This is a genomic window from Paenibacillus sp. EB106-06-01-XG199, from assembly GCF_058791575.1.
On record NZ_JBYTDQ010000003.1, the window covers coordinates 487,698 to 510,506 of the forward strand.

Sequence of the window (22,809 nt, forward strand, 5' to 3'; positions counted from 1 at the left end):
TGCTCAAAATTATATTACACCCTATACTTCTTATGCCGGTTTCAAAGCAATTGTAGTTCAATAAAATGATATTTTCCGATATTTGTATTATTGCATTATTTCAAAGGAGAGAGGGTATTGTCTCTAGCCAGCGGTCATTTATCCGCTGGCTCCTCTTTCTCACTAAGGTTCCATTACAAGCTTTATGCGCTCTGGCTTGGTTTCTTACGTATGCTTGTGAGTTCAAAAGCCTCTTTAGGAATCCCCAGTTCATGAGCCTTCTTCTTTTTAATCACCATGGCTTGTTGTAAGCTAGTGGCTTGAAATTCAACTTTGGTGCCAAGCGGATCCTCAAATGCATAGTAACTTTTTTTATTGGACATTAGAACTTAGCGCCTCCTCATCTTATTCTCGAATGATTCTGCCTGGCAACGCCACAAGCATATAAGCTCAATGCAGATATGGCAAATCACCCTAATATTGTGCGTCTCATCTTAGAGAACTATGCGCGAAGGCTGACCTCATAAATCAACAACGAACTCCAACAACGTTAAATAGAAGGTATTTTCGTCCACCTTAGCTTCTGTTCTGACATAGTCTACAAATGCGATCCGCCGGTCGCATCGATCATTTGTCCCGTTATCCATCGGCCGTCAGGTGACGCCGTGAAGGCGACGATGTCTGCGATATCCGAAGGCTCGCCGACGCGTCCAAGTGCCGACATCTCTACCGCAGACTTACGGCCATTGGGCGTGTGTAGCCACGACGCGTTTACGTCGGTATCGATTATGCCGGGCATGACAGCGTTCACTGTAATACCCCGCGGACCCAGAAGCTGAGCCAGGTGTAGGGTGAATGTATTTAGTGCGCCTTTGGTTAGGCTGTAGGTCATGATATGCGGATAGGCAATTCGTGTCACTCCAGATGAGATATTGATAATGCGACCTCCGTCTCGAAGACGTCCGATCGATTGCTGGACGAGGAAGAACGGCGCCTTGACGTTGACCGCGAACAGCCGATCAAAGTCCTCTTCGCTCGTCTCTTCAAATGATGGGGATGTGCCGATGCCGGCATTGTTAACCAAGATATCAAAATGGTTGATGCCCGTTCTGCGGATAAGTTCCTCATCCAAGACCTGAAGAAGTCGATCGACTCCCTCCAGAGAATCCAACTTGGCACCGATGGCAAAAGCTGTACCTCCCGCTGCTTCGATCGCAGAAACCGTCTCTGCCGCCGAATCCCTCCGTGTGCGATAATGTACTGCGACTAGCGCACCTTCAGCGGCGAGACGCAGCGCGATCGCTCTCCCTATCCCTCGGCTGGCTCCTGTAACGACTGCGATTCGGCCTTCCAAACGCTTCAAATTCATGTAGATCCACTCCTTATAATGGGTTGATACCATGATAAACCCTCCTCATAAGGGGAGAGTCAAGGAATGTACTCCAATCTTTTTTCAGACTCGTTCAACCGGCACGATCGCCTCTGCCAAACGTAGCTGACCATAAATATCTTTATCCGACGTCAGATAAATCTCCCGAACCGGTATCGCCTCGAGTGGCCGGTAGCCCGTGCCAGCAATCCAAGCCCGTAGCGTCTCGCTCGCCTTGCAATTATCCTTATACGGGTCACATCGATGAGTAAAAGAGGCAGCTTCCTTTATGCCGGGCAATTGGTGAATCTTCACCCTGCCGCTATTAGGAATCGGTTTTGAGACAGGAATAGCGACCTCGATGTCCGAAGGCTCTTCATCGCAATCGCTCCTCCGATGCCAGACGATTGTCATCTCACGGTCCGGCTCTTCCCCATGTGAGCAGACATACTGCTTCAGTTCGTCGAGCAACAGACACAGTTGGTTTTTTGGCAAAGTCTCGCGGACGTAAGCGACGAGAACCGGATCCACGCTTCGAAGCAAGAACTTCCCTTCCTCCCCAACCGCCTCATTCCGTTTAATCCGCACGAGTCGCTCATCAATCACCGTAATTTGCTGCTGAGCCTCTTGTATCTGGCGCTCCAGCTCCTTTCGTTTCTCAAGCAACGTGCGCTCCGCTTTCGTTAGAGAGGTGGTTCCGGTGAGCATCGGTCGCATCTTCTCAAGGGTTAAGCCGTGCTCTTTGAAACCTGCGATACGGCGGATCGTTAGCAGTTGCTCCGCAGTATAAAAACGATATCCCGATTCTTCGTCCACATGCGCGGGCTTTAACAAGCCGAGTTCATCATAGTGGCGCAATGTCTTCACCGTCACGCCGCTCAGTTTCGCGAACGCCCCAATTTTGAACATCCTAATCCCCCCTTTTGTGAATTCTTAGTATCGGCCTGTTCCCCTATTTATTCAGAAATATATCAATATACTATTAATTTCTAATATACTCATGACGTTTATTCGGATCCCCTTTAATAAAATATTCTTCGTTTACATCACATCACAATCTTCTTTTCAAAATTCCAGATCGTTCTTAGCTAAATCCAAAGCTACGGCAATTTTAAGCTGATTTATCTTACTACGTCCCTTGAACAAACATCAACTATAGGTGCTGTTTTTAATCGTAGCGATCCAATTCAATCTTAATAACTGAGTGTATGTCCACAAGAAAAGTAATAATGTCTTCCCCCTGCTCTGGTGTCCAATATAAGATGTATGCTGTTTTCATTGCAGGGAAGGCCTCTCTAATAATATTTAGAAATCTTCGCATGGATATATCATTGAAAAGAATAGTTCTTGAGGTGCTTAATTCTTCTCTAAATGCTTGTTCTGTCATTGTCCCTCTAAGTTTCATGACTTGCCCTACTCTCCGATAAAAACATACTTTTTTTTACAACTTACCCCAGATGCGAGGTCATCGAGTGGTTTGTGTATCCGTTTTTCGTCCATATATCTCATCCAATTTATTAAGCTTCAAATTATAAAATAGTTCTTAACTATTTCTGCTTTACCGCCCGGTGGGTGCCTCCTTCGTGTGAATTATAAGGTATACTTCATACTTATCCTCGTTTCTATATTTATTTTGCAAACAGTGTTGCTTGTTGTCTCATCTGTTATTTTGAACAAGCATACTATTAAAGAGCCAGCGAAAGTTCCATCTGAAATACTGGGGCAGATGCCAATCCTCATAGCCTTTTAATACCCCTTGTTCCAGCCAATAACACTCTGATTTCCCGCTTTTTACAGCTCCAGAAACATAAGTGATCGTTTTCTCCAAAAAACGTATGACATCCGTGATTCGATCTGAATTAGATACAGCTCCGTGTCCAGGAATGACAGTATCGACCTTGAGGTCTTTTTGAATTCGTTTAAGGATGCGTATCCAAGCGTATGGATTACCGTATGGTATGACCGGAATGGTCTTAGTCGATATTAAATCACCAGCAATCAAAGTTTGCTCTTCTGGAACGTACACAACAGCATCACTTAAAGAATGACCGCCTCCGTAAGATAAAACTTCGATTGTTCGCTTTGTTCCTTGAATAACGAGTTTATCGTCAAAAGTTATCGTGGGTATCACCCTGCAAAGGGAAGGGATGGCATCATAAAGGGCTCGCTGTACGGAAAGATCATAGTCGATTTCAGTTAGCATGTGGGCATCTCTTTGCGTTGAACGTACATGATTTAGGCTAGTTATTATCTTTTGAATGTTTTGCTGCATGAGATCAATATTCACTTCACCCATATCAGAAAGCAAATCTCTTGTCCAAACGGTAGATATAAATTCGCTTTTCATAAATTCCTGATTGCCGTTGACATGATCTCCATGAAAATGTGTATTCACTACATATTTAACCGGTTTGTTTGTTAATTGTTCAGCAGTATGACGTAACAAAGCACCAGAATGCGGCAGGTTGGTTGTATCCACTACAACGGTTAAATCCCCAAGATCAATAATTGCTGCATTTCCCAGAGAACCGCTGCCTGGAACCGAAATAGCACCCCAGATACCTTCCGATGCTTGTTGAATCGTGAAATATTCGTTGTTCATTGTTACACCCCTTTAACAATTAGTAAAGTTAACTTACAAGTTAGAGTCAACTGGAAGTCAAGAGAATTTTCAGGGTGAAGTTAGGGTCAATTGTAAACATTGGCTTTGAGTTGACTGAAAGCTGTATAATATTTTTCAATATCAGCATTAAAAAGGAGGGGCAGAAATCAGATGCTTACAATAAGTCAAGTGTCAGAAAAAACGGGATTAACTCCTTATACGATTCGTTATTATGAAAAAATCGGGGTACTACATGAACCCAAGCGTAGTAATGGAGGGGCACGTGTCTACAAAGAAAGCGAGGTTTCCTACATTCAATGTCTAAATAAACTAAAAAAATTGGGCTTATCGCTTGAGGAGATTACGGAATTTACTCGTGAGGGCTGTGTAATGGATAAAATTCAACAAGGGGAGAATCCTTCTAATTATAATCCTACCTTAAAAAAGCGGATTGAAATCCTTGAGAAGCATCTGATGGGACTGGAATCCAGGCGGCAAGAAATTGATTACATGATTTCTCTCGCCGAAGAGAAACTTACCTTATACCAAGAACTTACGAAAGAAGACATAGTGAATACTAGATAATCGCGGCGTAATCCTACGTGAACACCGCAGGGTGTCTGATGTAGAAATCAGACACCCTGTGCCAGTTCATTGAAAGCAAGCCCCTCCGGGACGAGCTAGCCGATCCCGCAGTGCAAAACCCTGAGCTTCCGCAGTCGCAAGTTCTGGATTTAAGAGAAATCATCGGCATTGAGGAGCAGCAGGTCTGCAGCCTGACGCTGGTGCAGCGGCCTAATCTGGCAATGACGCTGTTGTCTCTCGATAAAGGATCCTCGATTGGAGGGCACTCTTCACCCGGTGATGCACTCGTTCAAATCCTGTCCGGACAAGCCCAAATCACGATTGGCAGTGAGCAGTTCCTGCTGCAGCACAATGAGAGCATCCTCATGCCGGCCAATATTCCCAATGCCCTGCAAGCCGTTGAAGCCTTCCAGATGCTGCTGATTGTAGTCAAGCCGGAGCAGAAGGTGAGGATTGGAGGATGAAGAAGGTGGTAGGCCATAATTTCCTTGCCAAGCTGGAAAAAAAGCGTCTGCGCCCAGGCGGTGTGGTTGCCACCAACTGGCTGCTGGGTCAGGCGGAGCTGGGCAGTGAGAGCAAGGTGCTGGAGGTAGCCTGCAACATGTGCACCACCTCAATCCAGCGCGCCCGAATATTACCGGGTACTGAAGCCCGGAGGCATTCTGCTGACCCATGATATCAGCTATACGAAGGAAAATATGGCCGATGAGCTTGCAGAGCTGCGGCAGACCATCCATGTGAACGTCGAGCCGCTGCCTGCCGCCAATTGGCAGCAGCTGTTCTACTCGGCAGGCTTCTCGCAGGTAGGCACCGCTACAGGTCGCTTTAACCAGATAAAGCAGCGGCTTGTGGATGTACTTATAAGCGTAGAGAGAATACATTACAATAATCATCACGGATAACGCCGCGAGCAGCAGGAACCAGTTCTTGAACTTGTCCAGCGGCGCAAAGACCGCGTTTACCGGAACATATTTGCTAAGCACTGCGTCAAAAAACGGGGAATAGGCATATACCGCCAAATAGCGGGCATTCGCGAAGTTCATCGTTCTGACCAGATTTTGTTCTGAATGTTTGGACAAGATATCCGCAATCATGGGATCGGGTCTGACTCCGCCGCTTGTGGAGATCGTATATTCCGGATTGATCAGCATGAGCAGCTCGTCGGATGAGTTCACAAGCTTCTTGAGTTCTCATTCAGCTTGTTTTGGAAAATTCAACAGACAGGATGAATTGAGGTGTCCTGCTGCCCCCCGGTGAAGTTGTGGGATAGGCTGCACTTATGAAGAGCCTGCCGTTCATATCCCGGAGCTGCGATCCCGTTGAATCCATCGCAAGCTTCAGCCCGTCCATTTCCTCCTGATTAAAGGAGGACACGGTCAAAAGCCGAGATCTTTTTCTGAACCGACTGAATGTAAGCGTACACATCAATGATGTAAGTGCTGCTGTTCCGTATCGCATTGAGCCGCTGCTGCAATCTCAGGATGCTTTCCATCAGTCTTCGAAACACATTTTTCTTCCATGGAAATTTCCTTATGTTCATTTCGCCCTCCACTCTGGTGCTGTTTTTCTTCACTTTGTTTTTTAACACATCGAAGCTTCAGAAGGCAATGTAAAATAAAAAAGCTTACTAGAACGTTAGGTGTTTCCTATACGACTATCAAGCCTTTTCTAAATACCTTTCACGAAAAAAAGCAAAGGGAGCAGCGCCTTCTTTGGCGCTCCCTTTGCTTCAACCTGCTGTATAAATACATACTGATTTACTATAAATCCGGGCTTGGAAGAACCAGTTCATCCAATGAAGTCGGCTGAACAAAAATGCTTAGACTAATTGATTCTCATCATAGGAGAACGTATCAAAAATATCCTTTAAATTTATCCTATTTGCTTATCCCATACTCCGTAATCTTCCGGTACATGGTCGATTTCCCTATGCCCAGCATTTTGGCTGCGGTCACAACATTGCCGCTGCAGGTTTGAAGCGCACTACAAATACTCTCGATCTCTATCTGCTCCATTTTTTTGCCGGACGCCTCCCTTACAGGCTGCTGTGACACTGCCACACTACCGCTGTTGCTGTGCTGCACAGGTGTAATCCTTACGGGGGGCAAATCCAGATGGGTAATGCAAGCGAAGCTACACACATAATAAGCCCGCTGCACGGCATTCTGAAGCTCACGTGCATTTCCCTGCCACTCATAGCTCTGCAAGGCTTCCAGAAAGGAGGGGCTGAACTGCTTTGCCGGGCCGGGATGATCACGGTTGCACTTCGTCAGGAAGAGTCTCGCCAGCGGTGCAATATCCTCCGTGCGTTCCCTTAGCGGTGACAGCTTGATATTGATCACATTCAAACGGTAATAAAGGTCGCTGCGATAAGATTTCAGGCTTACTTCCTCCACCAAATCGCGGTTGGTGGCCGCTATGACTCTTACATCCAGCGTCCGCTCATGCTTGCCGCCGATTCTGCGGACCTTATGGTTATCCAGAACACGGAGCAGCTTCGCCTGAATTTCCAGCGGCAGTTCCCCGATTTCATCCAGAAAAATAGTTCCCCCGTGCGCCAGCTCGAACTTCCCCGGATTGCCTTCCCGCAGCGCTCCCGTGAAGGAGCCCTTCTCGTAGCCGAACAGTTCGCTCTCCACAAGATCTTTAGGCAGCGCCGCGCAGTTAATCGCAATAAAGGGGCCTCCGGCCCGCAGGCTGGCATTATGAATGGATTGGGCAAACAGCTCCTTTCCTGTTCCGCTCTCCCCTTCGATCAGCACAGTACAATTTGTCTTCGCAATTCTCTTGGCAAAAGCAATTTGTCCCTGCATATAGGAATTGTCCGTGATGATTTCCTCGAACCGGTAGTTCGCCTTGAAGCCGGCCAATTGATTGACCTCTTTGCGCACCTGCCCGGCTTCCCTGATCGTGAGCGAAGCGCCAAGAATCTTGTCATCGAAGGTGAAGGGATAAATGTTCACCATGCAATCGATCTTGTTGCTGCCGACGGTAAGTGTACAGTCCGCGTAGCTTAAATGCCTCTCACCGGCAAATACACTGTCCAAATCGACCTCTTCCAGCAGTTCTTTGATGCATAAAGCTTCCATCTGTTGCAGGCTGAGCATAAAGATTGAGGCCAGTCTTTCATTAAAATGCCGTACGTGGTATTCGGTGTCAATGACAAGCAGCCCGTCCTGCATCGACTGAAATACGGCATGCATCATCTGGCTCGTCTCCAGCATATGCAGCTGCTTCTCGATACTGCTGACCGCCGACACCACAACGCCGAACGTATGGGCATGCACATCTTCGGCCTTGCCCGACAGATCCAGACAGCCAATCACGTTGCCCCGGCTATCATGAATCGGTGCGGCCGAGCAGGTCCAAGCATGGTGCGTTGTGCAATAATGCTCGCCGCCTAGCACCTGAACTTCATCATTGATAGCCAATGCAGTGCCGACCGCATTGGTGCCCACACTGAGCTCATCCCACTTAGCCCCTTCCACGAAATTCACCTTGACACATTCTGGTTCAAGCTCCTTATTGAGCATCGTGTGCAGAAGCACCCCATCCTGATCGGTCAAGACAATTGCGTATACAGTATCCTTAATGATCTGAAAGATACTGTTCATGACCGGCCCTGCAATGGAAAGAAGCTGCTTCTTCTCCAGTAAGCGGGAAGCCAGTTCCTCTTCTGACACCTGCATTCCCTTGCCGCGCATCGGATCGACTCCGGATTGGCGGCATCTTCTCCATGAAGCGGCTATTTCCGGCTTGGTCCCGGCGGCAATCTCCCCGCTGGATATGAAATGTTCCCAGTTCCCAAGCGATTGTGCGTAGCTGATTCGCATGTCTACTGCTCCTTTCCGTTGCGTGCAGCATTTAAATCGGATAATCACGTCTGCCCGGGGCGGAGGCAATCCGCATGGATTCCCTATACTTGGCGACCGTCCGGCGGGAGAGGACCGCACCTTGCTCAAGCAGAAGCTCGGTGATTTTGCGGTCGCTATAGGCTGCCCGCTTATCTTCGCCCTCTATAATGTCACGGATGATTCTCTTCAAGGCATCCGGTGTCCAATCGGTATCTTCTCCCGTAATTCCGGAAGGAAAAAAATACTTTAACTCAAAGGTTCCCCATGTACACTGCACATATTTGCCCCGGATCGCCCGGCTCACCGTAGACTCATGAAGATCCAGTTCTTCAGCTATTCTGCCAAGGGTTAAGGGCATCAGATAATCCTGCCCTCTTTCGAAAAAAGGCCGCTGCAGCTTCAAAATGGCGCCAACCACGCTGCATAAAGTCACCTTTCGTTCTTCGATGCATTTCATGATCCAGTTGGCCTGTTCGTTCTTCTCCCGCAGATAGTTGCGTGTTTCTTCGTCTCCGCTCAGGCTGAACAAACGTTGATAGCTTTCGGCAAAGGTAATCTGCGGGCACGACAAAGGATGCGGGGCGGCTTCGTACAAGCCGTTCTTCAACACAACGGATACATCCGGCACAATGTACACCGTTGATTCCCCATGATCAAAGGTATTGCCGGGGCGGGGATTCAAGGATTTAATCACATTGCATGATTCCTTAATACTCTTTAGTGAAGTCTTCAATTCTTTGGCCACACGGACTAACTGATTACTGCCCAACTGCTCAAGATGGCGTTCAATCAGCTTCCGTAATAAGGGTGTTATTCTGCCGGTGTGTTCCAGTTGCAGCACCAGACATTCCTGCAAATTCCTGGCGCCGACTCCGTAAGGCTCCAAGGACTGAACGAATCTCAGTCCGGTTTCGATATCCTGACAGCCGACTCCCAGTCCGGCGGCCGTCTCCTCTACCCGTTCAACAAAATATCCCTTATCATCCAGGCAGCCGATCAGATAGGCCGCAAGAGACCGTTCCGTCTCAGGCAGCGAGAGCAGATTTAATTGCGACAACAGATGATCCTGCAGATTCTGCCGGGGACCGGCCACATATTGCAGCAAATGCTGGGTACTCTTTCCGCTTCTGACCCTGCTGCCGCCTAATGAATATTGAACCTCAATCAGCGGATTTCCCTCTGACAACCGGTCCACATATTGCCCCAGCTCTTGCAAGTCCATTTGTAGTACCTCAAGGGATTGCCGCAGCCCCGGCGACAAACCCATTCGTTGCTTAGTATCCAAAGCAAGCCTCATTTGCTCACCCCTCGTCGTGTATACGCTTACATTATCTCTCTCTATTATAAATCGCCATAACGTCCAAAAAAGACAAATACGATGAACTTAGTATGACAATCCGCAGGGATATAAGGGATCGGCATAGTCTGTTCATCGTATTTGACATCTCTCTGGTGAATTGAAGGCTATACGTTAAACGTGAAGATGAATGGCACGGTTATGAACGGCGTGCGCAGCTTCGTGCAACGATTCCGCAACTGTCGGATGGGCATGAATGGTGGTAACGACCTCATCCAGCGTTGCTTCAAGGCGAATAGCCAGCGCCCCTTCCACAATGATGTCCGTTGCCCGCGGTCCCGCAATATGCAGCCCCAGAATTTCATCATTGCCGGCGTCAACAACATACTTCACCAGCCCGTTGCTCTCACCCATGATCATGGATTTGGCATTGGCCTGAAGCGGAAATACCCCGGTCTTCACCTGAAATCCCTGCTGTATGGCCTCTGCCTCCGTCATTCCCACGGATGCCAGTTCGGGCCGTGTGTAGACACAGGAAGGGACCGTTCTGAAATCTATCAGCGATGGCTCACCCATAATCGCTTCCGCAGCAATAACCCCTTCTGCGGAGGCTACATGTGCCAGCATGATTCCTCCGTTGCAATCCCCGATAGCATAGATGCCCGGTATGCTGGTCTCCATATTCCGGTTGACCTGAATTGCACCGCGTTTAATCTCCACCCCGATGTCCTCCAGTCCCAGGCCCGTAGTCACCGGCCGCCGGCCAATGGACAGCAGCACTTTGTCCGCCTCTATGACATGATGGCCGTTACCGGTGGAAGTGACTACCCGCAATCCTGCCGCCGTCTGCTCGATTCTCTCCACTTTCGTCTCTGTATGCATCTCTATGCCGGTGCTTGCGAATTCCTTTCGCAGGCACTGCACAATATCACGGTCCATGACCGCGATCAGTTCGGGCAGCATCTCGATAATCGTAACCTTGCAGCCCAAGCTGCTATAGACACTAGCGAACTCACAGCCGATTACCCCGCCGCCAATAATGCAGAGGCGCTCCGGTACCGCAGGGAGCGATAGTGCTTCATCGCTTGTTATAACCCCTTCCAGTTCTGCACCGGGAATAGGCACGATCGAGGGCTCTGAGCCGGTAGCGATAATCGCCCGGTCAAAGCCCAGCGCCCGGACACTGCCATCGGCTGCAGTCACTTCCAGTTCGCTGCTACTTGTAAATTTGCCTGAGCCGCTCAGCTTGGCAATCTTGTTTTTTTTGAGCAGTGTCTCGATGCCTCCAGTGTTTATTCTGATGATCTTATCTTTGTGTTTCTGCAACTGGCCCCAGTTCACTGAGACCTCGCCCGCTTCAATACCAAGCTCCTTGGCATCCCGCTTCAGGTGTGTATACAGCTCCGAGGTATGAAGCAGCACCTTGGTGGGTATACAGCCGACATTAAGGCAGGTCCCTCCCAGCGCCTTCTTCTCCACAAGTGTAACTTCCGCCCCCAACTGCGCAGCCCTAATTGCGGCCACGTATCCGCCTGGGCCGCCTCCAAGCACAACGATCCTCATTGTTGTCCTCCTAAAAGTTTTGATAGCATAGGCTTTCTTATTTCACTTCGCAAAACTCACTTCGGAAGCATACACCTAAGTTTTGATAGCTTAGGCTTTCTTATTTCACTTCGCAAAACTGACTTCGGAAGCATACGCTTCTCACAGCAGCAGCAGTGCCGGTTTCTCTACATAGGCTTTGATTTTTTGCATAAATTGCGCTGCAACCGTTCCATCCACTGCTCTATGGTCAGCGGTCAGGCTGATGTTCATCAAGGGTCGGATGACAACTTCTCCATTGACTGCGACCGGAGTATTCACTATGGCATTGACGCCCAGAATAGCAACCTCAGGTTGATTGATAATCGGTGTGAAGGACTCCATTCCATACATTCCCAGATTGGTAATGGTAAAGGTGCCTCCCGTCATCTGCTCGGAGGTCAAGCTGTTATTTCTGGCTCCTGCCGCCAGCCGTTTCACTTCCTGCGATATTTCTGCCAGCCCTTTTTGCGCGGGATTCTTGACCACAGGAACAACTAGTCCTTCATCCAGTCCCACGGCTACGCCGATGTTGGCATAATTTCTCATGACAAGCTCGGTTCCCTCAATGGAGCAGTTCAGAAGTGGAAACTCCAGCAGGGACCTGGCTACAATACTGACCAGCAAATCTGTATAAGTAACCTTGAGCGTCTCCTTCAGCTGCTGTCTCAGCGCACCCAGAGCCGTTGTATCCAGCTTCATATTGTAGGTCACAGTCGGAGAAACCGCCTGGCTTTCCAGCATTCGTTTGGCGATGATTTTGCGCATGCTGTTCATCGGCACACGTTTGACTTCCTGCACGGCGGCCTGTACTGCGGTCTGTACCGCTGTCTGATTGGAGGCTGCTGCGAAGGAGCGGATGTCTTCCTTCATAATTCTCCCTTCTTTATGGAGCCCGGAAAGATCAATTCCAAGCGCCGCCGCTTCCTTAGCCGCCGCTGGAGATATTTTCAATTTATCTACGGATCTGCTGCCGCCTTCTGCGGCATACTTACGTACATCCCCTTCGGTAATTCTGCCCTGCGGCCCGCTCCCTTTCACCTGCTGCAGATCAACGGACAACAACCCGGCTGTCTTCTTCGCATACGGCGAAGCCTTGATTCTGCCCCCGGCAGCATGAAGCGACGTTTCACTGGAATCTGACGTAGCTACTCCGGTATCAGCCAGAGCTCTGCCCTGTTCAGGAGCGGGAACTGCCGGCATCCCGCCCCCACCGAGCAGAGCGGAAATATCCTCACTGGCATTGCCTATGACAGCAACCGGCTGGAAGATCTCAACAGTGCCTTCCTCTACAATGATTTTCCGCAGTACACCGCCAACCTTTGCTTCAACTTCATTGGAGATTTTGTCGGTCTCCACATCAAACAGGATTTCCCCTTGGGCCACGGTGTCCCCTTCAGCTTTTCGCCAATTGGAGATTGTCCCCTCGGTCATAGTGAGCCCTAATTTGGGCATAACGATAAGTTCAGCCATTGTGCACCTCCGCAAGTTTGCTTACTGACATTTCCTGAGCCTGATCAGAACATGCTCTTGATGCCCTGAATAATATCATCCGTATTTGGCAGCACATAGGCTTCCAGCGCCGGAGAATAAGGGACGGGAGTATTAAGTGCACCGATTCGCACAACAGGAGCATCCAGCTCGTCAAAACACAGCTCGGAGATCATGGCGGACAGTTCACCCCCGAACCCGCCCCGCTTCACTTCTTCGGTTACAACAAGCGCCCGGTGAGTTTTGGCGACTGAGGCGAAGATCGCTTCCTGGTCAAGCGGATAAAGCGAGCGCAGATCAATTACCTCTGCTTCGATTCCCTCTTTCGCCAGAGCTTTTGCGGCACTAAGCGCATCATCCACTTGCTTGCCATACGTAATAATGGAAACGTCGCTTCCTTCCCGCTTGATGCTGGCTACGCCAAAAGGAATCGCGGCAACCTTGTCGTCCACCTCATATTTCTTGGAATACAGAACCTTGCTCTCGATATACACCACCGGATTGTCATCTTCAATCGCAGTCAGCATCATCCCCCAGGCATCCTGAGCGTTGGAAGGATAGACCACCTTAAGTCCCGGAACATGCGTCACCCAGGCCTCCAGTGATCCGGAGTGCTGTGCCCCCGCACTGATTCCACCGCCTGCCGGCAGCCGCAGTACGAGCGGCACGGAGATTTTGCCGCCGAACATGTATCGCATCTTCGCAGCCTGATTCACCAGTCCGTCCATGCCGAAGGTCAGAAAGTCAATGAACATCAGCTCGGCAACAGGTCTCAGCCCTGTTGCTGCTGCCCCTACGGAAGCCCCAACAATAATTCCTTCGGAAATCGGAGTATCCCGTACCCGCTCTTCACCGAATTGCTCCCAGAGCCCCTTCGTTACCCCGAAGGTTCCTCCGTACGGCCCGACATCCTCCCCAAGCAATACCACATTCGGGTCCTCCAGCATTTTGCTGCGCATACCTTCACGGATTCCTTCACCATAGGTCATTTTTCTCATCTGCTGCGCGCCTCCTCAACGATATCGGAATAAATACCTTGAACCGAAGATTCCAGAGCCGGATAATCGCTGGCAAAAGCGAAATCAAGCGCCTCCTGAATCTCCCCGTCAACCTCATCCTCGATCTGCTTCAACTCGTCTGCCGTCATTAGCTTGTGCTCCATAAGGTACTCCTCAAATCTGGGAATTGGGTCCTTTAGCAGCCAGGCCTCTACTTCTTCCTTCGGTCGGTATGCTCCCGGATCACCTTCGAAGTGTCCATGCTGTCTGTATGTTTTGAATTCCAGCAAGGTAGGACCTTCACCATTTCTCGCCCGCTGTACCGCCTCTTGCACATGTTCATACACCGTAACCACATCGTTGCCGTCGGCCGTAAGGGAAGGCATGCAATAGCCCTCGGCACGTTTGGCAATATCCTTGATCGTCTGATGTCTGGCCTGGCTGACCGATATCCCATACAGATTGTTCTCACATATAAAAATTACTGGCAGCTTCCATAAACTCGCTAAATTCATCGCTTCATGAAATGTGCTCTGATTCGTGGAAGCATCTCCGAAAAAGCACACGCTGACCTGATCGCTTCCTCTATAATGAGCGCTCCAAGCCGCCCCGGTTGCAATCAGATGGCCTGCACCAACAATTCCATTGGCACCCAAAATGCCCAGCTCCGCATCTGCAATATGCATCGAACCGCCTTTGCCTTTACAGTATCCGGTTTCTTTGCCGAACAGCTCTGCCATCATATATTTCAGATTCCCGCCCTTGGCCACGATATGTCCATGCCCCCGGTGGGTACTCGTAATATAATCGTCATCCCGCAGATTGGCGCATGCCCCGACGGCTATTGCTTCTTCCCCGATGTACAGATGAACAAAGCCCGGTATTTTTCCTTCAGCAAAAAAGGTGGATGCAGTCTTTTCAAATTTCCGGATACTCAACATCTTCCGGTACATCCCGCCAAGCAATTCTTTTGAAATATGCAAGTGAATCCCTCCTCTTGATTTGGCCTTCACCTATATACAGAGCAAATTTCGTGCCAACTTTGCAGGATTCTCTATTTTTATTTTTCCAGGCCGGTTTCCTTGAATTATAGCTGTCAGATGGGTTATCCGGTCGAATGAACGGCGGCAGCAAAAAAACACCCTTTCCCAAAAAGGGAAAAGAGTGTTTGAGATTTTCCCTTTTTGGGAAGTTTCCCGGAATGGGAATATAGATGAGTTAACCAAAAGCTTCCGCTTATAACATCAAACGAGTATATACTATGAAACATGGACTTGTTTTTGTAGTTAGATCAGGATTTTATTTGACTCACATATGCTCCGATAACAACATCTTGCGAAAGATCCAATAGCCTGCCATTTATCGTTACATTCTCAAACCTCACGTTCTCTACCCTGCGGATTTCATCATAGCCTGCTATATGGGATGGATTAGTGCTGCTGCCGGAATAGCATATATTTCGGAATAGAATATTCCGGATGATCTTACCGGGAGCTGGATTGTATTTGAGGTTCTGAAGCACTCTCACGTTAAACAACTCTCCGAGTTCAAAAGGTTCAATGCGTATATCCTCGTAAGTAACATTCTGTACCGTGTTATTGTCACCCGCATTGATCGCCAGACATCCCCAATAGTCCGGCTGAGGCTCGTGATGTTCAAGGATATCAATATCGTGGAATAGAATATCTTCAATCACATCCCCATTGCCTTCATGGTTGCCGTGCGTCCCAATATTGGCCGGATGGGCAACATCCGCCCAAAGAATCGAACGGGTAACGGCAACTCTGCGGGTATCGCCCTGGTAATCGCCGCGCGAAGCATAGATGGCGATACAATCATCTGAGGTGCGGAGAAATACACTGTCGATCTTCACATCCGTGCAAGCCATCATATCTATGCCGTCAGACCAGCCGCGGGTACTGAAGGTTTTGATATTCCGGATGTCGATTCGCTCTGATTGTCCCAGCAGAACCGTATAATGGGGCGGATCAATAACCGTAATGCCTTCAATGGAGATGTTCCGGGAATAGCTGATTTCCACACCGCGGTAATAGGTCGTCTTCTCGAAATCCGACATATACAGAACCCCCCTGCCGCAAATCTGCACATCATGGACATGACTGCAAATAAAACCGCCATAAACCACGGCCCCGCCCGCGATATAAATCACTGTATTGGAAGGTAATTCAAGCCGGGCTGAATCCAGGCGGTGAATGCCGGGTGCAAAATAAACCACCTTGGGTTTCTCATCTGCAGGCAAACTGGCCAGGGTCTCCTGGATTTCTGCCGTGACATGGGTTCCCGGTTCCAGAGTAAGCACTTCCGAACCGGCGATAGCCGGGATATTCTCATCCAATGGATTGGCGAAAATATGCAGGTTGTGGAACCGTTCCCCGTCCGCTTCCAAGGATAGCTGCCGCGGGCCATCCAGCCGGAGCAGTATCACATTCCTTTCGCATTCACAGTTTATATCCGCTGATAGAGGACGTACAACAGCTTCCTTAACGATCCCGTCATTCTTCACAATCTCCAGTTCCACCGGCCCGGAACAATCAAACGAGACCATGGAGGCATTGCGCACTTCATGCATATCGACCTTCACATTGTGGCAGAACAAGGGCTGCCATTCCCCCTGCGGCCTGCGGACCTTCACCGAGAAATCCGGGTTTCCAGCGGCACCTTCCGGCACCGGATATACTACCAGCTCTGTATTTGCTTCCTGCATGATGTTAGACTCCCTCCGGCATAATGAGGAGACCGGCATAGAAGCGGGCACGTTCTCCGTGTACCGCTTAAGCCGGTCTTCCGTTGCTCACACTATATAGATTGAACTGAGAGGTTTAGAGTAAAGGGTCAGTCGCAACTGCGGGGAATGTTTGGACTTCCGGCCGCTGTTGTCTTCGGGTTTCTTGATTTAGACTGCTGTTCGCGGTTGAAATCCGCAGACAAAGGCGGTCGCTATCGCTCCTCCAGTTCCAAACTTCCCCTCCGTCGCTCCGCTCCCTTTCCTCAAGTTTTAAGTTCAATCTATATAAGTTCATTTTATTTACTGCGTTCCTCATAAATCTTTTGTGCTTCATCAAGTTCCGTCTGGCCGCCGGAATTGAGCCACTGGGACCGGAAATCATCAAAGTCTTTATCCGTATTGGATTCGCCGGAGATGGCCTTGATATAATACTGCGCCTGAAGTGTATTCAGGATGGCCTCATACTGCGCTTTTGTTGTCATCACCGTTGACTGCATCAGATCGGTTAGGACCGTCAGTCCCTCCACATTTGTCAGTTTTTCCTTGTAAGTAAGCTTTTCCGGGGAATAGTGGTGCTTCATCATCGAATTGACCTTGCCGCCAAAAGGATTGTAGAAGCCGGTACCTAACTCACCCATTAATTCCGTTCCCGTTGCCGCTTCTGTAATTACTGCCAGATCACCTTCCAGATTATAAGAGTTTCCTTTTTCTCCAAAGGCTGTGGTCAGATAACCTTCATCATCGCTAGTGACATATTCAAGAATCTGCAAAATTCTGATCCGTTTGGCTTCATCCTTCTCAAGCTGTGCGCCGAATAACAGCGGCGGCTGCAATGCTCCGTTTGCCATGGCATATTTCTTGCCATCCGGACCGGTGAACGGGACCCCTGGAACCAGTTCAATGCCCTTATCCTTAGAGACCAGGCCAAAGTAACCGTCATCATATAAATGATGCCACATTCCGGTCTCGATAAGTCCGGTGCGCAGGCTGATGAATTTGGTTTGAATTTCGCCGTTGCCGTCCGTAATAAACTCGGGGTCGATAATCCCTGCTTTATACCATTTATTCAGCAGCTTCAGCGCATTGCGTGCTTCCTCCGTAACCGCACCATAGGTCACTTTGCCATCGGCGTCCAATTTAAACTGGTAAGGAGCAACACCGTAAGCCGCGAACACTGTATTGAACAGCTGTGCCTGGGCATCCTTGCCGCGTCCTGTTAGGCCATACGTGTCTTTTTTGCCGTTTCCGTCAGGATCATTATTCGTGAATTTGGTCAGAACATCTTCAAGCTCCGTAAGATCTTTGGGCGGCTCGTTGTATCCTACGGCCTTCAGCCATTGTCCGTTGAAGGCGGGAACAAAGCCCGTTGCACCTTCGCCCCATACCTTTGGCACACCCCAGTTTTTCCCGTTGTAACTGCCAGGGTCCCAGGCGTTGGGATCAACGCTCTCCACATCCGCCGTATATTTAGGCATGTATTGCTTAATCTCCTCTTTGGAAATGCTGGCAAGGATGCCCTGATCCGCCCATTGCACCATATCGCCTACAGTGCCGTCCACGGATATAATGTCGGGGATTTCACCGGAGGCCAGCATTACGTTAAATTGTTCTTTCCAGGTTGCCGTCTCAAAGGTAACATTCTTAAACTTGACATTAAATTTCTGCTCCAGAAACTTCTGGACATAATTGTTGTCCGCTTTCGGTTTGTTCCAGTTGTTGGCGAGTGTAATTTCAATCGGTGCTTCTTTGCCGGCATTTGCGGCTTCTCCTGCATTGTTTTCTTTAGCCGCCTTGTTGTTCCCATTGCTGCTGCAACCGCTCACAATCAGCGATACTGACATGGCCAGCCCCAGCATACCGGTGACAAGCTTCTTTTTATTCATTTCTAATAGCCTCCCTTTTGATCGTTAGCAATTTTATAATTTCATCAAACCGCCGTGAAAGACAGCTTGAGCAAACACCGGTTAACCTTTAAGCGATCCCACCATGGTTCCTTTGACAAAATACTTTTGCAGGAACGGATAGACAATAATGATCGGCAGCGCCGTGAACATCAGGGTGGCCGCTTTAATCGGCTCTCCATAACCCAGTTCAGAGCCCTTAACATCGTTCGCAAACAGGGAGAGATTCTCTCCCGTGATAACCACCCGTCTCAGGAAGGTCTGCAGCACCTGCTTGGAGGGGTCCTGTATGTAGAGAACCGCGTCAAACCAGGCGTTCCAATGTCCCACCGCCGACCATAGCGACAATGTCGCAATGACGGGCAGCGATAACGGCAGCACAAGCTGAAACAGAATGCGCAGATCATTGGCACCATCAATTTTAGCCGAATCCTCAAGCTCGTCGGGAATCTCCTGAAAGAAATTGCGCAGAATGAGCATCGAGAAGGTACTGATGAGACCAGGAATAATATAGACCAGGCGCGAATCCAGCAGTCCCAGGGACTTGATCAGGAAATACGAAGGAATCATCCCTCCGCTGAAAAACATCGTGAACACAATAATCATTGTGTACACATTGCGGTGCGGCAAGTATTTACGGGAGAGCGGGTAAGCACCAAATGACATGAACAAGATGGAACAAATGGTGCCAACTACGGTACGAAAAAGTGTGTTTCCAAACCCCGTCCAGATATCAGGATTGCCCAGCACTTTCTCCCAGGCGAATAATGAGACCTTCTGCGGGTACAAATGGATTCCCAGTCTCAAAGCTTCCGCCGGTGTGCTGAACGATATGGAGAGCATATGGACGAATGGATACAACATGACGATACATAAGATGATCATAAAAGTAATTAAACAGGCCTGAAAAAGGGTACTACCCAAACTATGTTTCACTGTCTTATCCTCCTATCCGGTTTTTCCGTTTAAAAGATGCCTTGCTGTCCCAGCTTTTTAGAAACAAAGTTCGTAGTCAACACCAGAGCAAAAGCGATCACATTCTTGAACAAGCCGACCGCCGTCGTCAGGCTGAACTGGAAGTTCTGCAAGCCAACCCTGTAAACATAGGTGTCCAGAATATCTGCCACACTATAGGTCGCAGGTGAATAGAGGTTAAGAATCTGATCAAATCCGGCATCCAGCACACTGCCAATCCGCAGAATAAACATTAGGATAATGACCGGTAAAATCGTCGGAAGTGTAATACTGAGGGTCTGCCTCCAGCGGCTGGCTCCGTCCATGACGGCAGCTTCGTACATTTCGGGCTGTATTCCGGCGAGCGCGGCCAAATAAATGATCGTCCCCCAGCCCACTTCTTTCCATATCCCCGAGGTTACCAGCGTGAAGCGGAAATAATTAGGATTGCCCAGGAAATAAATCGGCTCTAGTCCTACAAGCTGCAGCAGGTAATTCACTACACCGCTCGACGGGGACAGCAAGGTGATCAGAATTCCCGAGAGAATGACCCAGGAAAAAAAATGCGGCAGATACGTCAGCGACTGCGCAACCCTTTTGAAGCTGCTTGAGCGGATCTCGTTGATCAGCAGCGCGAGTATAATCGGTGCGGGAAAGCCGAAGGCAATATGCAGAAAACTGATCGTAACCGTATTCTTCAAAATCCGCAGAAAATCAGGGGACTGAAAGAACAGGAACTCGAAATGTTTGAGGCCGACCCACGGGCTGCCCCAGATGCCATCCATAATCCTAAAATCCTTAAAAGCCAGTTGAATACCGTACATCGGGGCGTAGGCAAACACTGCGTACCAAATCATCACCGGAGCGAGCAGCAGAAACAAGTATCTGCATTTTTTGTACTCTCTCCAGGTTGCTGCAATTCTCGACGGCCGGGCAGGGTACAATCTCTTCCCTCCGTCAATTTCCGGACGATTCACCGGGTTCATGTTGACTGCTCCTTTCCAAAATCCAAAATCCCTCAAACCACATTCCCATCTTAGGGTCCTGAAAGCGCTTTTTCCATTGCAACTTCATTCGAATCTTTATAAAATCTTTCACTTCTGCCCTTAAAGGCAAAAAAAAGGCCGTTGACTGGAAAGCATAACCAGATGCTCCAGCCAACAGCCCTATCATCATCTTATTTTAACTTATCATTCTCTTACTATTCGTTCTCTAAAAACAAGGTATCGAGGGCCGCCAGCTGCGAGTTCCGGTATTGGACGGGCGTGACACCAAAACGCGTCTTAAATTTGCTGTGAAAATACTGGGGATTACGATACCCGACCTGCGAGGCGATCACCGACACCGAAAGGCGGGGCTGGCAACGCAGCAGATCCGCAGCTTTTTCCAGACGCAGCCGGGTTACATACTCCGTAAAAGACTCCTTTGTCCCCTCACTGAACAGTGTGGAAATATAAGCTGGAGCAAGTGATACTTCCTTTGAAAGGATCTGCAGGGATAAATCCTCATGTAAATGGTCTTCAATGTAATTCTTCAGGGTACGGATCAGATCCGTATGCGCATGGTTGCCCGAATATTTCAGATGCTCGGTAATCTGCATGGACAGCACCCGTATCCCTTCAACCGTACCGGTGAGCGTGTCTTTCTTTAATTCATCAAAGATATTCGAGTGCGGCAGAAAGTGCTGCAGCTTAAGCTCAATTACGGATTGATACAACTGCATAATCAGCTGAAGCAAGGCCAGTTCCACCGCCTCAATCTGCAGCTTGCTTTCCTGGAGAGTCTGCAGAAAATGATCAAGGAAGCTGTTCACGCTATCCTCGTCTCCCGCCTGCAGCGCATTTTTGAAATGATCGTAAGGAAACAGATGAGGCGCCGTATTCAGCTCAACGATACTGGAATAGGCAACAATGGAATCCTTCCCGTATAAAAAATGATATCGGTCCGCCTGTTTGGCCATCTGGTAGGAGTCGGCGATTTCCTCCGGGTTGTTCACTATCGTACCGATGGCTGCCCCGAAGCTTGACGCTTGCTCTGAAGACTGAGTTTGCTGCAGATCGGCAAATATAACCCTTTCCTGTTCCGGCTCAGCCCGCGGAATATAATAAATAATAGCCGCTTCCTGCTCATTCAAGGCGACAACTACGCTAGGCAAGCAGTGGTCCATCCGCTCATATTGGCTTTTAAAACCTTCAGTTCCCTCTTCAAGGTTATTCAGATAAACTGTGCAATAGCTGTAATCCGGCCTGATGAAGGACTCTACCTCCATTTCCAGGTTTACCCCGAGCAGCAGATTTTTCAAATCATTTTTTCTGGCCTGTGTTTCCAGATTCACTATTTTCTCTTCCAATAAATTAAAGGTGCTGCCAATAAACGCATATTCATTGCCCCATAACGTGACAGAACCCGGCGACTGCAACCCTTTAATCTGCATTACCAGTTTTTTCACCGGAATATACAATTGCTTGGAGAAAAAAAATGACATTAAAAGACCAAATAGCACGACCGCCCCGCAGCTGATGAAAAGGCTTTCCTTCAACTGTTCGGAAGAAAGTACAAAAGAATTCATCGGGCGGTACATCGCATATGTCCAGTCATGCGCCGAATGGGCCGGCTCTAGATACGAAAGGACGGCTTTGCCTTCTGACTCCTCGGTGATCTGTTTGCCGTTCCGCCGGTTTTGAATCGTTTCCTTCAGCAATCCGCCTAAAGCTTCATCATACTCCCCCGTATGAAGAACGGCCTGCCCGGAAGGGCTAAAGATATACAGCCGGTCAGCCGCAGAACTGAGCATTTGGGCTGCCGCCGTCTGAAGATACTCCATGCCTACATCGATAAAAAAGTACCCCATGGTCGGCACACCCGGTGTCTCATAAGGCAGTTTAATCACGTAGGTCATGACCTGACTTCCATCCGCCAATGTCCGGAACAGCCATTCTTTAGGCTTCACCCTGTTCAGCTTTAAGATAAACGCCGCTTCCTCCGAATTCTCAGTCTTCATATAAAATTGACTGGAATCCACCACATAATTATTGGCCGGGAAATAAACGGTGACATTGCTGAGCCCTTCATTTTCGATCCTGTAAAAATCCAGATCCTGCCGAAAGGAAGCGATACGGCTTAAATTCCCCTCCCAGCTCTTGTTGAGCAGCAGATTCAAATTGAAATTTTCCTGGATAAACCGGATGGAGAGCGCTTTGTTTTGCAGATTATCTTCGTATTTCTTAAGTACTGTCTGTTCGATATAATCCTTAGCGGAATTCAGCCGGTTCTGATTGTCTTTAACAATCTCATCCTCCATGATTCCGTTGGTTTGGGTATACCAATACCCTCCCATGATGCCGATCAGTACAACAGACAGGATCGTATAAGACATGATAAACCGTATAAAAATGGTTTTTTTATATTCGGGCATATACATCATCCCCCCTCTTTGTCTCACTCATCGCTTT

22 protein-coding genes are annotated in these 22,809 nt (G+C 48.8%); 4 read left to right on the forward strand and 18 right to left on the reverse strand.

What is annotated here, in order from left to right; all coding sequences use genetic code 11:
- Positions 1–182 precede the first annotated feature (182 nt).
- The 5 genes from AC3WT9_RS13040 to AC3WT9_RS13060 all read right to left on the reverse strand — a co-directional run bounded on the left by AC3WT9_RS13040 (position 183) and on the right by AC3WT9_RS13060 (position 3,950).
- Positions 183–362: a hypothetical protein gene (locus AC3WT9_RS13040; protein WP_341095057.1), complete on the reverse strand. Its 180-nt coding sequence runs from the start codon at positions 360–362 to the stop codon at positions 183–185.
- Positions 363–577: 215 nt separating this feature from the next.
- Positions 578–1,348, reverse strand: a complete 771-nt coding sequence (locus tag AC3WT9_RS13045; protein WP_341097742.1) for an SDR family oxidoreductase — start codon at positions 1,346–1,348, stop codon at positions 578–580.
- A gap of 84 nt (positions 1,349–1,432) precedes the next feature.
- Entirely contained in the window at positions 1,433–2,257 is an 825-nt protein-coding gene (locus AC3WT9_RS13050) for a MerR family transcriptional regulator (RefSeq protein ID WP_341379306.1), read from the reverse strand.
- 259 nt (positions 2,258–2,516) lie between these two features.
- Positions 2,517–2,753 (reverse strand): hypothetical protein, encoded by a 237-nt coding sequence (locus tag AC3WT9_RS13055; protein WP_341379307.1) that lies wholly within the window; start codon positions 2,751–2,753, stop codon positions 2,517–2,519.
- A 252-nt stretch (positions 2,754–3,005) separates the two neighbouring features.
- Entirely contained in the window at positions 3,006–3,950 is a 945-nt protein-coding gene (locus tag AC3WT9_RS13060; RefSeq protein WP_341379308.1) for an MBL fold metallo-hydrolase, read from the reverse strand.
- A gap of 171 nt (positions 3,951–4,121) precedes the next feature.
- Between AC3WT9_RS13060 and AC3WT9_RS13065 the strand changes: the two genes are divergently transcribed.
- The 4 genes from AC3WT9_RS13065 to AC3WT9_RS13080 all read left to right on the forward strand — a co-directional run bounded on the left by AC3WT9_RS13065 (position 4,122) and on the right by AC3WT9_RS13080 (position 5,437).
- Positions 4,122–4,535 (forward strand): MerR family transcriptional regulator, encoded by a 414-nt coding sequence (locus AC3WT9_RS13065; RefSeq protein ID WP_039310460.1) that lies wholly within the window; start codon positions 4,122–4,124, stop codon positions 4,533–4,535.
- Between the two features lie 110 nt (positions 4,536–4,645).
- A complete protein-coding gene (locus AC3WT9_RS13070) occupies positions 4,646–4,999 on the forward strand; it encodes a cupin domain-containing protein (protein ID WP_341095063.1) in 354 nt (117 codons plus the stop codon).
- Positions 4,996–5,211, forward strand: a complete 216-nt coding sequence (locus AC3WT9_RS13075; RefSeq protein WP_445744985.1) for a hypothetical protein — start codon at positions 4,996–4,998, stop codon at positions 5,209–5,211. Before AC3WT9_RS13070 ends, AC3WT9_RS13075 begins: the two co-directional genes overlap by 4 nt.
- Before the next feature lie 22 nt (positions 5,212–5,233).
- Positions 5,234–5,437, forward strand: a complete 204-nt coding sequence (locus AC3WT9_RS13080) for a hypothetical protein (protein ID WP_341380442.1) — start codon at positions 5,234–5,236, stop codon at positions 5,435–5,437.
- A 292-nt stretch (positions 5,438–5,729) separates the two neighbouring features.
- On the opposite strand, the gene AC3WT9_RS13085 is transcribed toward AC3WT9_RS13080, so the two are convergent.
- From AC3WT9_RS13085 to AC3WT9_RS13145, 13 genes are all read right to left on the reverse strand, one after another.
- Positions 5,730–5,885: a hypothetical protein gene (locus AC3WT9_RS13085; protein ID WP_341379310.1), complete on the reverse strand. Its 156-nt coding sequence runs from the start codon at positions 5,883–5,885 to the stop codon at positions 5,730–5,732.
- A 10-nt stretch (positions 5,886–5,895) separates the two neighbouring features.
- Entirely contained in the window at positions 5,896–6,075 is a 180-nt protein-coding gene (locus AC3WT9_RS13090) for a hypothetical protein (protein ID WP_341379311.1), read from the reverse strand.
- Positions 6,076–6,412: 337 nt separating this feature from the next.
- Positions 6,413–8,368 carry a sigma-54-dependent Fis family transcriptional regulator gene (locus AC3WT9_RS13095; RefSeq protein WP_341379312.1) on the reverse strand — a complete coding sequence of 652 codons (1,956 nt, stop codon included), beginning with the start codon at positions 8,366–8,368 and terminating at the stop codon, positions 6,413–6,415.
- A 31-nt stretch (positions 8,369–8,399) separates the two neighbouring features.
- Positions 8,400–9,686 (reverse strand): RNA polymerase factor sigma-54, encoded by a 1,287-nt coding sequence (gene rpoN, locus AC3WT9_RS13100; RefSeq protein WP_341095070.1) that lies wholly within the window; start codon positions 9,684–9,686, stop codon positions 8,400–8,402.
- A gap of 174 nt (positions 9,687–9,860) precedes the next feature.
- Positions 9,861–11,249, reverse strand: coding sequence for a dihydrolipoyl dehydrogenase (gene lpdA, locus AC3WT9_RS13105; RefSeq protein WP_341379313.1), 1,389 nt, complete (start codon positions 11,247–11,249; stop codon positions 9,861–9,863).
- 141 nt (positions 11,250–11,390) lie between these two features.
- Positions 11,391–12,740 carry a dihydrolipoamide acetyltransferase family protein gene (locus AC3WT9_RS13110; protein ID WP_341095073.1) on the reverse strand — a complete coding sequence of 450 codons (1,350 nt, stop codon included), beginning with the start codon at positions 12,738–12,740 and terminating at the stop codon, positions 11,391–11,393.
- 44 nt (positions 12,741–12,784) lie between these two features.
- On the reverse strand, positions 12,785–13,756 hold the full coding sequence (locus AC3WT9_RS13115; RefSeq protein ID WP_341379314.1) for an alpha-ketoacid dehydrogenase subunit beta: 972 nt from the start codon (positions 13,754–13,756) through the stop codon (positions 12,785–12,787).
- Positions 13,753–14,709 carry a thiamine pyrophosphate-dependent dehydrogenase E1 component subunit alpha gene (locus AC3WT9_RS13120; RefSeq protein WP_341380399.1) on the reverse strand — a complete coding sequence of 319 codons (957 nt, stop codon included), beginning with the start codon at positions 14,707–14,709 and terminating at the stop codon, positions 13,753–13,755. The genes AC3WT9_RS13115 and AC3WT9_RS13120 overlap by 4 nt, the downstream gene beginning before the upstream one ends.
- Positions 14,710–15,047: 338 nt before the next feature.
- A complete protein-coding gene (locus AC3WT9_RS13125) occupies positions 15,048–16,481 on the reverse strand; it encodes a glycosyl hydrolase family 28 protein (protein WP_341095078.1) in 1,434 nt (477 codons plus the stop codon).
- Positions 16,482–16,798: 317 nt separating this feature from the next.
- Positions 16,799–18,385, reverse strand: coding sequence for an extracellular solute-binding protein (locus tag AC3WT9_RS13130; RefSeq protein ID WP_341379315.1), 1,587 nt, complete (start codon positions 18,383–18,385; stop codon positions 16,799–16,801).
- 81 nt (positions 18,386–18,466) lie between these two features.
- On the reverse strand, positions 18,467–19,339 hold the full coding sequence (locus AC3WT9_RS13135) for a carbohydrate ABC transporter permease (protein WP_341095082.1): 873 nt from the start codon (positions 19,337–19,339) through the stop codon (positions 18,467–18,469).
- Between the two features lie 29 nt (positions 19,340–19,368).
- Positions 19,369–20,343: an ABC transporter permease gene (locus tag AC3WT9_RS13140; protein WP_341095084.1), complete on the reverse strand. Its 975-nt coding sequence runs from the start codon at positions 20,341–20,343 to the stop codon at positions 19,369–19,371.
- 215 nt (positions 20,344–20,558) lie between these two features.
- A complete protein-coding gene (locus AC3WT9_RS13145) occupies positions 20,559–22,772 on the reverse strand; it encodes a helix-turn-helix domain-containing protein (RefSeq protein ID WP_341379316.1) in 2,214 nt (737 codons plus the stop codon).
- Positions 22,773–22,809 lie beyond the last annotated feature (37 nt).